The organism is Legionella nigrisilvae (assembly GCF_977063395.2).
In genome coordinates, this window is the sequence record NZ_CDRUGZ020000011.1 from 775,166 (window position 1) to 791,262 (window position 16,097).

Sequence of the window (16,097 nt, forward strand, 5' to 3'; positions counted from 1 at the left end):
ATTTAAATCAATGGCTTGGTCCGACCTTTTATTCGATTATCCTGTACTATATTCCATACAATTATCTAATTGAGGTGGCTCTTTTTTCTCTTCTTTAGTACCAAAGAAACCAAGGTTAGACTCTCCTGATAAATTTATCTTTTTTGCTGGTGGTTTTTGAAGAGCATTTTTATAATTTTCTTCAATCAACTTTTTGACTAAAATGTTGGAGTAAAGATTTTTTGTTTGTTTAAAACCCTTAGGCGCCCCATCTGCTGGTGGTGTCATTCCATTATGATCGGCTAAATATTTTGTAATCCATGCCTCTTCATATGATTTACCATCCAGCGCAACAACAGGGTTTCTATATATTTCGTTAGTTTCTTTACAAATCAAACATGGGGGTAGTTGAGAAACATTTACTCCCGGACGTTTGTAATGGGTTAATAAATCCTTTACCAATAGATTGGGAATTAAATCTTCTTTAGTTAATGGTTGTCGCGATAAGGGATCCATTTTCAAGGTAGTTGCTGTTTGTAAATCGTAAGTAATACCCGTAGGAACAATAACGGGCTCTTCAATAGGAGTAAATGATACTGAATCTTCAAACAGCTCTTCTAATTCAGAAGGCAATTTACCAAATTTAAATAACAAAGGATTGATAACTTCTGGTCGTCCTTCTGTGATTAATAAAGTAAGAATTTCTTTTTGTTGCGTCTCAATTAGTTTTTTGAAATATTCCTCACCCTCTTCAAGTGTAAAATAGGACATCGGAGCACCAGCTTTTAATAGAGCTCGAGCTACTTCAATTTGATCAGCCTGTAATGCATGGATCAAAGGAGTATCATATTGAGAAAGCATGCTTTTATCATTGGGATGAAGGACAGCAATTGCCCCAATGCAATTCCAGGCTTTACGAGTAACTGCCAGTTTCATGGGTGACAAACCCGATTTATTCAACATTGTCAAACTGGCTCCATGATCGAGGAGTAGTTTAATTAGCTCAATACTCCCCTCTTCCACCGCTTTATGCAATCCAGTATTTGCATTGGCATCGAGAGGGGTATTTGGAGAAACTTTTGCCTTTAAAGATTCTTCCACTGCTTTTAAATTTCTCTCTGAAAATGCTTTTTTGTAATTTTCCCTATTTTTTTCTTCCACCATTTTCTCAAGGGAATACTTTTCTTCAACTAACATTTTAACCAGTCGATTTTTGTATAAAGGCCTATTAAGCTGCGAATAACCACCAGGAGTTTTATTATTATTTTTTTGCAAATAATCAGTAATCCATGCTTTTTCGTACGTGACTCCATCACCAGTAACAACGGGTTCTTTATAGACATCCTTGGTCTCTGGGCATATTAAACAAGGGGGTACTTCCATAAGATTAACTTGCGGATGTTTATAATAAGCTAACAACTCATAGACGATTAGATTTGGAACTAATTCACTCTGTTGCAATGGTGCTCTGCTAATTGGATCATGAACCAGCTTTTTGATATCTTGTGCGTTATAGGTTGTTCCTTGCTTGGTAATAACGGGATTTGTTAACTCTTCCCCCATAATAATTTCTTCAAAATAGTCTTTTACTTGATCAGGTAAAACACCAAATTTCATTCGAAATTCTTTACTTCCTATCAATAAAACATGAATCATATCATTCCATTGATTAGCAACCATTCGTTGGTAATCTTGTACGCATTCATCAGAATTAAAGTAACCGGGAAGTACTTGCATACCTTGCCTGAGCAATATCATCAGTATGTCTGGCTGATTCGCTTTTAAAGCTTGCATAAAAATACATTGATATTGAGCCATATTACTTTTATCAAGCGGTCGTTTTTCCAAAATGATTTTAATAAGATCCCAGGACTGCAACTTCAAGGCTAACTCAATGGCTGTCAATTGATTAATGTCTCGTGTGTTAAGCTGAACATGGTTATCTAAAAATAATTTAACCATATCCGCCCTCTTATTAGTAATGGCGGCGTGTAACCCGGTTTCTTTATTGGGCCCTAATAGAGCATCCACAGATACGTCCTTTCGTGACAAAGCACCTGCAACAGCAAAAATGTCATTATTACTGATTGCAGCTAAGTACATTAATTCTTGAACCACCGGAGATATAGATAAAACGGCGAGCATTTCATCTTGTTTGTTAGCTATCAATTTTTCAAAATAAAGTTTGCCTGCAAGAGTAGTAAAATAGTTCATCGAGGCACCAGCATTAATTAAAACCTGCACTATCTCAACCTGATGGGCACGTAAGGCAGCGAGTAATGCCGTATCAAGAGATTCGTTATGTACAAAATCATTTTCAACAATTGTTTTAATACAGCTCCAGGCTCTATTCTCCAGTGCCAACTCTAAAGGAGTTTTACCCCATTTATTTTTACGATTTGAAACAGCTCCGTTTTGCAGTGCAAGCCGAATTAATTCTAGATTTTGCATTTTTACACCGATATGCAGAATTGTATTGAACTCACTGTCCATTACATCAATTAAAGATTTATTTTTCTTTAATAATTCTTGCACCAAATTGAGGTTACTTTTGCTAATAGCATCCAGGAACAGGAATTTTTGGACTATAGGGGATTGGCTCAAAACAGCCAGCATGTCCTGCTGATTGTTGCTCATCAGCCAGTTAATGTAATTGATGCCTGCACTGGTGTTGAAATACTCCATTGAAACATTGGCATCAATTAATATTTTTACTGTATTCACCTGATTTGCATGGACTGCGATTTTTAATATTTCTGGACTTATTTCCTGACTCGCAAAGTCTTTAGATGCAGCCATTACTTCAATACAACCCCAGTTTTGGCTAGATAAAGCTAACTCTAGTGCTGTTTGGCCTTGTCTATTTGGACGATTGATTAAAGCACCATAAGCTATTGCCAATTTTACTAATTCTAAATTTTGTGTTTTTACGCCAACATGCAAAAGGGTATTTAGTTGAGCATCTACGACTGTATTAACAGATACCTTGGCATCTAATAGTTGGGCAATTTCTGTACTATTACCCTGACGAACCGCTTCTTGATATGCCACTCTCGGAGATGTTTTTTTCGCAATCTTGGGTTGATCCATCTCCATTATGTTATTATTAATGTTGCTAGATGTTTCCAACTTATTCGTGTAATCAGCAATGAGTTGATAGCACTCCCAATCCTCTATTTCTGCTGCCAATTGAAGTGGTATTCTCTGTTTTTTATCGGTAAGATTAAGATTAGGTCCATATTGTAATAATAACGCAATTAATTCTTTATTTTGTTGTTTTACTGCCTCATGCAGTGCTGTGCTCGACTCATTATCAATGATCATGTCGACGGATGAACCTGATTCAAGGCATTTTTTTACTTGGGTAAGCTCCCCTCTCTTCACAGCCTCTATGAATGGATTTGTCACCGATTCGTTTTGAGAGGAATGGAAAACTTCTAGTAAATTCTTATCGGCTGCCTCTAATTTCAAATTGTTATTTAGTAAACAAAAATCGGCTATGATGGATAAACATTCATAACTTTCATTAAAAGCCGCTAGCTGAATAGGGGTTAAGCCCTTTCTGTTTTTAAGACTAATGTCAGCATTATGTTTTAATAATAATTTTAATAAATCTTTATTCTTTGACACAACAGCAAGATGCAAGCCTGTATTCAGCTCTTTATCGCGGATATTGGGGGAAACTTTATTGACAGTTAAGCAACCTTCTACAGTTGAGGTATCATTATTAGATAAAGCAGTTAAATAAATTTCACGTACAGATTTAGTAGTATACACAGCGGTATCTCCGTAAAAATTGAATTACTGAGGTAGAATTTTTGCATCCCACCTCAAGGTATTAATTTCTATTTTTAATTGCCATTAGCAAAAAATGTTGGGTTATCCTTGTCCGATAAGGATCCATTCTGAGATGACGCTTCATAGGAGGTACAACCTTTGAGTAATGAGTCAACCTTTCTCTTGAAAAATCCCACCTTGCTAACAAAATGTTGATAACTCTGGCTAATATCTTCCATGTATTCCGCCATACGAATATTATTTGCCACCTGAGATTTGAATTTTTGATGGATGGCTTCACTGGCATTAACCTGTTTTAACACATCGATTAGTTCTTCAGTCGATAATTCTTTTTGGAAATCTCGTAATGCCAAAAGTCCTTTACGTACTCGCATTAAATAGCTGGTCGGCTCACCCGATTTAATCGCTTTTTGTATATGCTTTGTTAACAGCAGGTCGAAGCTGGTATGAAACAGTTTGTTTTTTATAGCCGCTTGGGGAATATCGGAGAGGACATTGGCTAATTGCTTTAACTCCACCGCATTGGGCGGTTGTAAGGACATTTCACCAAAATCATATAATCCCAGCTGATGGTTCTGATGACGCAATTGATTACCATGGCGATCAGAATCAAAACACCCCCCCTGAAGAATGTTAATGAGCTCCACCGTGATGATTGCTTTAGCAATGGCGCGACGAATTTCATTGTCTTCCGGGGTTTGATTAGGAAGCTCATTAAATTCCGTTCCATAAATACGTTCAATGAATCGATAACCTTCCCCACTTTTAATCAAATGAGCGGGATTCATAGTAAAAGTATGGGTTTTTTCATCAACCTTCACTGTAATGGAACGAGCGTATAAGTTAGCTGCAATCTGGTTTTGCTGCTCACTTAACTTCCTGTTCATTTCAATTTTCGAAAGTTCTTTGGCTTCACTGATAATCGATAAAATGCTCTCCCGAATGGGATTCATATCAACGTGGGAGCAAGATTCAATGGTCTTTTGCAAATGCATGAAACCCTCTTGCGCATTTTTTGCTGCATTTTCACGCAACATCAATAGCACCACATCTTGTCCATCTTCTAACTCTGCTTCTAGAGCTAGGTTATAAGAAGCCGAGCCTAAAAGAGCTCCGACACGTTTAATCATTTTACGATCCTCACGAGAAACTACTTCGCGCAAGAGTCGCCATAATTGCCAACGATGAGGTGGGTTCGCTCTTCCCTTCAGGTGATCCAGATCCCGACGAATATGTTCCGGCGTATTCGGATGACTATGAACTGCCTGAGCCAGTTTGACATAGGCAGGACCCATGTGTTCACATAACATGGCTAATTTTTTACCCGCACTAGGTGATTGCCCCATTTCATTCGACTGATTGGTGGCTACTAACATCCCAGCTAACAAATGGCTGCGTATGTATTTATCGGCGGTGTCCAGATAAGTCTTTAGCAAAGCACAAGCAAAATTCTCCTCTCTATCTGTTTCGGCATGAGGAAATAATTTTTGAACAACATAGGAAAAGGCTTCTTCGTAGGCATCCTCCATCTCATCAGCGGTTTTTACCTTATTGGCAGGAATAAGCAAGTGATCCACAATAACTGCTCGTTCCTCCAGGCTTACATCCCAAAACTGTGCATAAAAAGTTCTTAACATTAAGGCGACAGTTCCTGGCTTTTCCTTTTCCATTTCTGCCAGATCATCACCATAGCCTAATAGTTTTGCCAGGTTGTTTATTTTGTTATGTCTGAGCAAATAGCTGGAAAACTTCTCTGTTGTTTGATAACTGATAGGAGAGGAAATAAAATCCAAAAATTCCTTTACGTCGTTCTTATCTTCACTAAGTTTCCGAGATGCTGCGGCAAGATTACTAATAGAAAAATCGATTTTCGACTCTTGATGTGTCGGTAAATATTTATCAGGCTCTAACAAAATACCTAAATGTTCCGTCACTTCCCACTGAGACTCGATAGCATTGGCCAATCGGGAAAGCAATAAAGTGACATCTCGTTTGGAACTGTTTTTATAGAGACGATCAATCACTGCAATCATCTTTTCTCTATAATCCTGGGATTGGTCATCACGTCCATATTTATCTGTTAGATCTTTGACTAGCAGTTCAATGGCTTCATTACGCATAGAAATATAGCTAATCGGGAGACTTATTGAATTCTCTACAAAGAGAAGCTCTTCCAAGGCCTGAATACGCTCATCGAGCTCTGAAATCCCTTTTATCCGTTCGATAACCAGGTGAGCAAAATGCTCTTGCACTTCGGTAGAAGGAAATATCAGTTGTGAATCAAACAAGCGATAGAGAAGAATTAAATCATTAGGTGTTAAATGATTTGTTCCCTTAACATCTTGAGGTAAAGTCCATTGGAATGATTTAAATAGCTCCATACGGTCAACAGGATTGCGGACATATTGAATGGAAAGTTTTACTAAGGTTATAGCCTCTTTAGTTAATACCTCATAATTTCCATGTTGTTTGATATGTTCCTTAAAAAAATTGATTTCCAAATTATGGAACCGCATCCATTCTTGATCTTTAGTTAAAATGAGTAACTGCTCTAAACAATCAAAACTAAGTGATTCAAAAGGTAAGCGAAAAATTTGAATAAACGCCTGTGGGGGAACTTCAAACAAATACATGGTAATGGTATCAAGTAATTTAAGTTGCTCTTCTGTGGTAAATAAATCAAATTTTTTGTCTTGAAACTGTTGATGAATAAAGAAATTCACATAGGGAGTATTAGCATGTAAAACGGATTTAAGTTCGTTAGAAACCTCCTGCAAGTGCTGCAAATCCCGATTATCCGCTCGTCCCAGGAAAAAGCTTTTAACGACGGCCTTTTCTTCTGGCGTTCCATTTATAGCGATATTGGCAAACTCAGAAAGCAAAAATTGAACGGCCAGGTTGTCAATATTACGGTTTTCATATTCGGAGGGTTTGATTAACACAGGCCAATTCAAATCATAATACTGCTTAAATTTATTTTCAAAAGAGTCCTCAATAAAAAACATATCGAAGTTGATATTAAACTTTTGAATCATATTTTCAGATAGAAATCTTAATATGGCTTCATAATAATCACTACTACCATAGGCGGAAAATTGATGAGGCAATTTAGTGATTGGGTGATATTCGCGATAATTTAGGATGAAAGACAATAGTTTTTTTTCAGGAAATAAAAGCCATAAGTTTTGATCGGTAGTCACCCCCAAACGCCACAATGTCTCAGCAATGGTAAAACTTTCATCTTTTTGTACCCATTCAAGATGACTCGACCAAGGCACCTCAGTACTATTATCCTGCGGTTTGAAAGTGTTCCAATCGATGTGCTCGCCGATAATTGAACCGAAAAATCTTTCGTTTCCTGCAGGCATACGCCCATGCAATTTCTCAAATTGATAGGTATGAGCTCTTGCTCGACCATGCGAGAGATTAAAATGACCGATGTATTTATCTTGTAACTGTTTTAATGTCTGTGCCGCCTCTTTCGCTTCCTCAAAACTTTTTGCTTTCACAAACACGTCAATTAGATTATTTATGATCTTAAAAAGTCCCAGTGGAGGTACCCTAACTTTATCATCTAAATAATTTTGACTCGTGAAATGTTGATGAACAAGAGCTAAATAAATACGCTCAAAGGCTGGAACTCGCAACTCAAAAGCTCGCGCAATCAAATCTTCCGTTGCTTTTGCCACTTCCGGATCCTGCAAATTAATATCCATTGCATACAATAATTGACAGAAATCCCTAACCTTGATTCCCATACTAAAGGTTACTTCATACGGGAGTAATTCAATTGCAAGTTCTGGTAGTTTGGATTCTAAAAATTTGAGTTTTGCTACAGTATTGTCACATGCATCACATTCTTTTTTAAAAAAAATTTCCCGGTTAATCGGAGCAACCTCTTCTAAAATGGGAATTGGTAAAAACGTATTTTGTTTTTCATCACGTTCATTTTCTTTGATAGCTAACCAGGTTAACAAATTTTTTATTCGTTGATGATAATCCGCCAATGCACCATTAAAATAATTACGAATCAAATAAGGTGGATTCACATGGCTTACGTCCCATTGATGTTGCTCTTGAAAGATTATGCTTTTTCTTAAGTAACTAATACCTGCGGCTGTATTGTGACATTGTTCAATGGTTAATTTATCAAGTTTAAATTGCTCATTGGCTGAAATTTCATGATAAATTCCAACACCCTCATGTTTCATGTAAAGTAACTCATTAGCTAATGCGAATTCTAATTCTTCAACCGTATAAACACCCTCTTGCATTTGCTTAAGAAAATCGCTGTGAATGGTAATTGCGGGTTTAGAGAACCCGGCCAGGGAATTGACTAATTTATTGCCTGTTGATGTTATAAAAATTTCAAGGGGTTCCTTAAAGTTATCAGGCCGTACTTGATCAACCATTTTATAAAGAAAAGCCTTGGTTTCTTCGAGTCCTGCTTCATCTAATGAATGTAACTGATGCTCTTCCATAAGCAGCAGTCTACGTTTTTCTGGGTCCCCGTTTCCTGTCATCCGGTAGAATTTGTTCGCATCTCGAATCCCACTACGTAGATCATAATCAGCATCCGTAAAACAAATGGATTCCCAGGTTGCTCCTTTTGGGTAAGAAATATAAAAATAGGGTAAGGAATTGTAATCTTCAGTCAAACAAGCTATCCCATTCCATGGATCTAAAAGAATACCATCCCATTTGCTGATGTCATTGAGAGGACTATCAGGATTACGGTCAATGACCAAAAAGGTGTGGCCATCTGCTGGGTTACCGTCATTATCAAGATAACCAATATTAATTTTCTCTACGCGAGTATCACTATCAATTAGATATTCATCATATAGTCTTTTTAAAGCAATGGAGGTATGTTCATCACAGAAACCTGTATTGATTTCAGGCTTATCAAAATACTCAGCGGTTGCAAATACACTGCATTTTCGGATTGTTTCTGTAACTTTTCTATCCCCTCCCCATTGAAAAAGCAGAGCATTTTCTCGTCTAAACTCTTTTTGTAAAGCATCTCGATGCTCCACTAATTCAAGGCTTTTTTTAAAACGATAAGCTAATGCTTCATCAGCAATCGTTAATTCCTCTCCCTGCTCTAAAATGTGAATGAAATGATCGGCATGTTCTTCAAGATAGTCTTCCATTTCATTGACATTAATATCGCTACGTTCTTTTCCCAACAGTTTTTGTGCTCTTGCTATTTTCTCGCACAAAATCGAAGATTGCTTAAGAATCATTTGCTTGAAGCATTGCTTTTGATTTTCGTTTAGATTGCTGGGCGATTGTACCTTCTCATCCAGACAAAATTCCTTGAAGCACTCATTGATGAAATCAAAAATATAGTATTCGGTTTGCTTTTGCTTTACGTAAATTTCAAACGCTTCATACTTCTCATCATGTTCTTCAAGATATTCCATTTCGTATATGCATGATTCCAATTGTTCGGCTTCTGGGGTATTTGCCCTTCGGGCCTGCTCATAGGCTTGTAGTTTGGTGCGTTCAATCTGTTCAAACTCTGCATATCGATTCGCTGCCAAAGGAATTTGTTGATTAATTGAATCTTTAATTTCAATACATTTCTTTAATAATTTATTTCTCTGTTCTTTATCTTTCATATGAATCCCGCTAATAGTCAGTTAAATTTGTTAAAAGATTGGTTAATTTGTAACAAACAAGAACTATTAATCAAATATTAAAAAGATATTAAGACCCATATAAAGGTATCGTTCGCCTTTTACACTACGTTGCATTTTCATTTATCAACCTAACTTACTGTATGTTTAAATCTTATTGCTACGATTTGGATACAGTGGTTATTTTTATCTTCCAGATGAGAGAGAACGTACACGCTATATGAAAATTTGACTTTGCAGATACAAAGACCCCTTTAAAGCTCATTAGCTTTGCGGTCTTAGGTATGTACGTGACTCCCAACAGATTCCAGTTGAGACTGAGCTAATCTCAGACTAGAGAAAAGACTTGAACGTTTGGGGATCGGGAGGAGTGGTAGCAATTCTAACGATGTCAATAACATCAGAAGGTGGAAATTGAAATAAGTATCTTCCGAGAGAAGAAAGAGTAATGCTGTAATCAATGTTCAGCTCATACATTTTCCTATTTTGAGCTTCACCTTGTAGCTTCTTACTAATAACTAGCTCAGGAACGATACTTATTCCTAAGTTGTTAGAAGCTGTATTTAAAGCTTGGGAGGGTAAAATAGTCATGTAAAAACATTATTTGCGAACATATTGGTGAATTATTACACAGAGAGAATAATTTAACAATAGGAAAAAGAGTTTTTTTAAATTTTTAAAACCAGGCGGGAGGCTTTAGGCTCGTTTTATAAAGTTTTATTGAACTCTAGACTAAACTGTTTACCACCAGTTAATTCAGAAGTTATTCCTCACTTATATCACCCTTAACAAACAATTGTCCTTTTGCGGGTGCAATATTTGCTCCGTTTCAACAATTTTGTGTCTATAATGACTTTGATAGCTGTGGAATTCGTATTCGGAAGATGCATTTAATTTCTTATACTTGTATTAGAAAAAAACCATTGCCGAGAGGTAAATATCGTGATGCCTTTTAAACGAATTAACTTAAATTTAATATTGCATTTAGATGCATTATTAAGTGAAAAAAGCGTGAGCGCGGCTGCTTCTAAAGTGTGCATAAGTCAACCTGCAATGAGTTCTTCTTTAAAGCAACTCAGAGAATTCTTTAAAGATCCACTATTAATTCCTGGTAAAGGTGAATACTTTCTTTCCCCCAAAGCGAAAGAATTACAAGACCAATTAGAACAGGTAATGTCTGGTTTAAAAAATATCTTATTACCTAGTGAAAAATTTGACCCTCTTCAATCCAAGAGATCATTTAAAATTGCTTTACCTGATTATGTTGAATTAATTTTGTTACCTTCTTTGATTTCAGCGCTAGAAAAGCTGCCTCACATCGTCATTGAAACCACGATCGAGTCCATGGCAGATGATCCTCTTCTATTCATCGATGAGGGGGTGGATATAGCTATTGGTGCGATTGATCAAAATGCTCTATCATCGCAACTTACGATTGAAAAATTATATGAAGAAGAAATTATTTGTTTTGCGAGTACAAATAATCCACTTATTAATAAGCCCTTATCTTTAAAAAGTTATCTGACCAGTAAACATATTGCATTTAGTTTTAATCAGGAAAGATACAGCCATTCAGCGGAATATTTACTCAAAAGAAAATTGAGCCGCAATGATAAACTCTTTGTAAAAAACATTTTGCCTGCTATTTTTGCCGTTGCAAATTCGGATACCGTTATATCCACAGCGCCAAGTTTTTTAATTAATATTTTTTCAAAGCAATTCGGTTTGAGTATACAACCTTTGCCGTTCAACCTTGAACCCACCCCAATTTACCTTGTTATCCATAGTAAGAGTCAATATGATGAGGGAGTGCATTGGTTATCCCGATTAATAAGTTCGAGCATTAATGATCTGAAAACATGGTGAAGTTTAATCGCATCCCCATCACTGCGATCTAATAGAGGTTTGAATAGTCCTGTTCTCTCCCCCAGCTCCCATGGAAAAGTAGTAATCTGGTTTATTGGTCAAAAAAATGTTATTATTGATTGGTATTATGTTGATCATATCTTCTATTATCTTCTTATTGCCTATCTAGGGAAATTCCTTTTTTATTCGTAATTTCTTTACTTTTTCTCATAGTCATTAAGAGCTATTAGCTACTTATAAAGGAAAATCTATGAGCTGCCAAACATGTCATTATTGTTTAGAAATTAAAAATAATTTTTCTTTAATGGGTAAATCTCGCGCTAAGAACGGGAGGTTACTTTATTATCATCTATGCCCTTCATGCACGCAAAAATTAATTGGAATTAATAGTTTCTCTGATAGAGAGGGTCGGCAATTTTTTATAAATACAGTAAAAGAAAACGCTCAAAAAAATCCCATATATGTTGATGAATAATTTCTTTATCTACTTTTCATGGGATTGATGTTTTTCTTTATCTACCTATCTTTATATGGAAGTGCAGAGACGTCCAAAATTAGAGAAAAACAAGAAGATAAATGTTCAAACTTTTTTATATTAAAGCATTAAAAAGGGTTTTCGAGGGGATTTGAACAACGCATGTATAATAAGATTTGACTTTTGATATTAAAGAGTAGTAACCTAGTCTCAGCTAGAAAATGTCTATTTTATATTCTCCAAATCGTCGTTTTATTCATTTAATCCCTCGTTCGGTAGTTTTTTAATTCTTGACCGGTTTCCGGCTAATTCGCCTATACAGGCATTATCATAAACACTTAAGGATACTTATGTCTAAAACAGTAAACGGAGTCGTTAAATGGTTTAACGAATCTAAAGGATTTGGTTTTATCGAGCAAGAATCTGGCCCGGATGTATTTGCGCACTTTAAAGAAATTTTAAGTTCTGGATTTAAAACGCTCACAGAAGGTCAACGAGTACAATTCATTGTGACTCAAGGAACCAAAGGTCTTCAAGCACAAAATATAGTAGCTCTTTAATTTAAGCAGTTAATATTATTAACCGCTATCTCACTGTGGTTTAAGTGGTTACTTTATGGAGACGACAGTGAGACAAAACAAAATTTATGTAGGCAACTTACCCTTTGGAATTACTGAAGAGTCATTACAAGCAGCGTTTTCTAAATATGGTAAGGTAAATGAGCTTCTTTTAATCAGAGATCGCTTTACAGGTCACATCAAAGGATTTGGTTTTATAACCTTTAGCTCGCAGCAAGAAGCTCAATCCTCTTTAGATATGAATGGTAAAATACTTGACGGCCGCCCCTTGAAAGTCACTATGGCCCAGGAGAAGCATCCCCCTGGAAGGCGTCATCGATAATTTATACAATTTAAAATAAAGGCTTTGGCATCACACAGTTTATCCTATGTATTATTATTACCTAAATATACCAAACCATTCTGAACCATTTATTCAATTGGAACAATTACCGTAACAAATAACAATACATATAGCAATTAAGTAAAAGAGAGAACAGCTTCATGATTCAAATAGAACACACCGACCAAAACCCATCATTCGCTCAACTCCCTCTTCGAGAAGAATTAATACAAAGCCTTGCTTCTTCAAATTATGAATATATGACCGCAATTCAAATGCAAAGTCTCCCCATAATTCTTAGAAATGAAGATATTATTGCTCAAGCAAAAACAGGGAGTGGAAAGACCGCGGCCTTTGCTTTGTCTTTATTAAATAATTTAAAAATTTCTTTTTTTGCAGTACAAGGCTTAGTTCTGTGCCCTACCCGTGAACTAGCCGAACAAGTAAGCCAAGCTATTCGACGTTTAGCCTGTCTGATGCCTAATGTCAAAATTATCAATTTATCTGGTGGTATACCCATGAAGCCTCAGCTGGATTCTTTACGACATGGAGCTCATATCATTGTAGGAACTCCCGGGAGAGTCCTTAAGCATTTAAGAATGGGCTCTTTAGACTTATCTAAGGTGCAAACTTTAGTTTTAGATGAGGCAGACCGAATGCTGGATATGGGCTTTTTTGATGACATTAAAAACATCATTTCGGTGTGTCCCGAACAACGACAAACTCTACTTTTTTCTGCGACTTATCCTGAAGAAATCAAACAACTTTCAAAACAATTTATGAAGGACCCGCAAGAGGTTCATGTAGTAACTCCTCCTGAAGAAATGGATATCGAACAATATTTTTATGAAGTCCCAAAACAGGCTCAGAAGTATCCCTTATTAAAATCATTGTTGTTGCATTATCGCCCCCAATCCTCTTTAATCTTCTGTAATACCAAGCAACAAACAATGGAAGTAACAGACCAGCTTATCCACGAAGGCTTTAGTGCCATTGCATTAAATGGAGACATGGAGCAAGCTGATCGGGATCTCGCTGTCTTGCGTTTTGCTAACCAAAGTTGCTCTATCCTTGTCGCCACTGATGTTGCAGCACGTGGACTTGATATCAAAGAACTTGCTGCAGTAATAAATTTTGATCTTGCTTTTGATCACGATGTCCATATCCATCGCATTGGTCGAACCGGACGAGCCGGAAGTAAAGGTATTGCCTTAAATATTACAACACCCGCAGATGCCCAACGAGTTTGCACCATTGAAAACAACTACCCACACCCAATTCATTGGGGAAACATTAATGAATTAGAAAATCATCCTCCTACTCACTTAGCGCCAGAAATGGTTACACTTTGTCTTGCTTCCGGTAAAAAAGATAAAATTCGCCCCGGTGACATATTGGGGGCTTTAACCAAAGATGCAGGATTACCAGGCAACACTATTGGCAAAATTAATATCACCGCCATGTACTCCTATGTTGCAATCCACCACAGCCAAGCAGATCAAGCGTACCAATATTTACAAAGTGGAAAATTAAAAGGACGCAAAGTGAATGTGCGTAAAATAAGCTGATTTTTCTTAACCCTGCGACGTTTTGACTGCAGCAATTGGGAAAAGAATCAGCTACTAGGAAACAATTCACTCACATCAGCCTATGGATTTATTAGTAGCTTGAAGCAATAATATACAGTAAATAAAGCAATTATTAATATCAGGATATCACTCAAATGAAAAAGCAAGAGGGACTTCATGAACGAAGAGCTCTTAAAATTTCAATAGCTGCTACCTTTCTCTTATCCGTGGCAGGAATTCTATTTGGGCTATTGTCGGGCTCATTAGCCATCGTCTTTGATGGTATGTTCAATATGGTGGATACCGTTATATCAACCCTCGCCTTTTTTGTAGCTCGTCTTTTAACAAGTAAGGGGAATCGGCGGTTCCAATATGGATACTGGCATATTGAACCGATGGTTCTTGTTTTGAATGGTAGTATTCTTATACTTCTTTGTGCTTATGCGATGATAAATGCGATTGGTAGTTTAATGTCGGGTGGGCATGAGCTGGATTTTGATTGTGCATTTGTGTTTGCTCTTTTGGTATTTTTTTTATCAACCGGCATGTATTTTTATTTGATTAAAAAAAACCGCAAAATTAAATCGGAATTCTTGCGATTAGACATTCAAAGTTGGTTAATGTCTGCATTAATTTCTTCCTCTCTCCTATTGGCATTTGGTCTGGCAACTTTGTTGCAGGGTGGTGACTACCGACATTTTACCCCCTATATTGACCCCCTTATTTTAGCGATTCTTACGGCGTGTTTGATTTTTGTGCCTATGGCTACAGTCCGTGATGCCACACGGGACATCTTTCGGATGGCGCCTTTGGATCTTGACGAAAAAATAAGAGAATTTTTAGACGAACTTATCAGACAACGTAATTTCAAAACTTATACCAGCTATGTTGCGAAAATAGGAAGGGCACAATTTATTGAGATACATATAATAGTACCCAAAGATTATCCAATTTCTAATATTGAAACCTTGGATGAAATTCGAAATGAAATCGCCTTGGCAATAGGGGAAGACACGCCACAACGTTGGCTAACCATCGCCTTTACCGCAAATGAAAACTGGGCTTAGCAATCGTTTTATTCAGTTTTTTCTCAATATCCAAAACTAAAGATATAACTTAAATACTTGAAATTCTATCGCCTAGTGTGTTGGGTTAAATATTTATGGTCCAAATATTCTTATAGCACTGGGTTTAGACAATATGACGTAGTATCCATAGGGGTTACTTCGTTTTCTAAGTTAAAAAGAGCTGGCATTTTTTCATGAATTTGTTCCATAAAAAAGTCTTCTGTTTGTAGATTATTCTCAAATCGTATGATGTCATGGGAAGGAGTCTCAAAAAACTTATCCATTTCTTTTGCATACCTCGGGCTTACTTTACTTTCTTTATTTTGAAATCGTTGGGTGATGAAATGTTCACGAACCTTTGGTTCGACATCAATCATTACAAATTTAAGCTCAGGTATAGCATGTAATAATTTAAGTCGATATTTGTCGAGGTACATTGCTTGGGAGATAACGAAACTCCGTGCCGGATCTTTTTCTTTTTGGGTCTTGATGACCTCAATTAAAACAGAGACGTATTCATCAATCATCTCAGGAGTCATTTGTTCATCTTCAATGAGACAGTCCAGCATCCTGGGAGTAATGTGTTTATCGCCATCGATATGAATGATGTCGAGCTTTTCGAGCATTTTTCCTATATAACTTTTTCCAGAGCCAGTTTTACCAAACAAAAAATAGACAGTCATCGATGGGTACCGAGTGATAAATATTTTATTATAAATGATTCAACCAGCGTAGCAAACATGATTAATGGTGCTAAAATCATAGTACTCGCCTCCTAATGTTAACCCCAAAAGTAAAATTC

At 36.6% G+C, this 16,097-nt stretch carries 9 protein-coding genes; 6 read left to right on the forward strand and 3 right to left on the reverse strand.

What is annotated here, in order from left to right; all coding sequences use genetic code 11:
- Nucleotides 1–36: 36 nt before the first annotated feature.
- Together ACWTE2_RS03525 and ACWTE2_RS03530 are read right to left on the reverse strand one after the other, a co-directional pair.
- A complete protein-coding gene (locus ACWTE2_RS03525) occupies nt 37–3,756 on the reverse strand; it encodes an ankyrin repeat domain-containing protein (protein ID WP_454784160.1) in 3,720 nt (1,239 codons plus the stop codon).
- A 74-nt stretch (nt 3,757–3,830) separates the two neighbouring features.
- A complete protein-coding gene (locus tag ACWTE2_RS03530) occupies nt 3,831–9,401 on the reverse strand; it encodes an AarF/UbiB family protein (protein WP_454784161.1) in 5,571 nt (1,856 codons plus the stop codon).
- Between the two features lie 957 nt (nt 9,402–10,358).
- On the opposite strand from ACWTE2_RS03530, the gene lelA reads away from it, so the two are divergent.
- The 6 genes from lelA to ACWTE2_RS03560 all read left to right on the forward strand — a co-directional run bounded on the left by lelA (nt 10,359) and on the right by ACWTE2_RS03560 (nt 15,295).
- Entirely contained in the window at nt 10,359–11,285 is a 927-nt protein-coding gene (gene lelA / locus ACWTE2_RS03535) for a LysR family transcriptional regulator LelA (protein WP_454784439.1), read from the forward strand.
- A gap of 250 nt (nt 11,286–11,535) precedes the next feature.
- The gene (locus ACWTE2_RS03540) at nt 11,536–11,760 is read left to right on the forward strand and encodes a hypothetical protein (RefSeq protein WP_454784162.1); all 225 of its coding nucleotides are present in this window, start codon (nt 11,536–11,538) and stop codon (nt 11,758–11,760) included.
- A gap of 350 nt (nt 11,761–12,110) precedes the next feature.
- Entirely contained in the window at nt 12,111–12,320 is a 210-nt protein-coding gene (locus tag ACWTE2_RS03545; protein ID WP_182391124.1) for a cold-shock protein, read from the forward strand.
- 67 nt (nt 12,321–12,387) lie between these two features.
- Nucleotides 12,388–12,660 carry an RNA recognition motif domain-containing protein gene (locus tag ACWTE2_RS03550; protein WP_454784163.1) on the forward strand — a complete coding sequence of 91 codons (273 nt, stop codon included), beginning with the start codon at nt 12,388–12,390 and terminating at the stop codon, nt 12,658–12,660.
- Nucleotides 12,661–12,821: 161 nt separating this feature from the next.
- Nucleotides 12,822–14,228, forward strand: a complete 1,407-nt coding sequence (dbpA, locus tag ACWTE2_RS03555) for an ATP-dependent RNA helicase DbpA (protein WP_454784164.1) — start codon at nt 12,822–12,824, stop codon at nt 14,226–14,228.
- Nucleotides 14,229–14,383: 155 nt separating this feature from the next.
- Nucleotides 14,384–15,295: a cation diffusion facilitator family transporter gene (locus tag ACWTE2_RS03560; RefSeq protein WP_454784165.1), complete on the forward strand. Its 912-nt coding sequence runs from the start codon at nt 14,384–14,386 to the stop codon at nt 15,293–15,295.
- A gap of 110 nt (nt 15,296–15,405) precedes the next feature.
- On the opposite strand, the gene ACWTE2_RS03565 is transcribed toward ACWTE2_RS03560, so the two are convergent.
- Nucleotides 15,406–15,978, reverse strand: coding sequence for a hypothetical protein (locus tag ACWTE2_RS03565; protein WP_454784166.1), 573 nt, complete (start codon nt 15,976–15,978; stop codon nt 15,406–15,408).
- Nucleotides 15,979–16,097 lie beyond the last annotated feature (119 nt).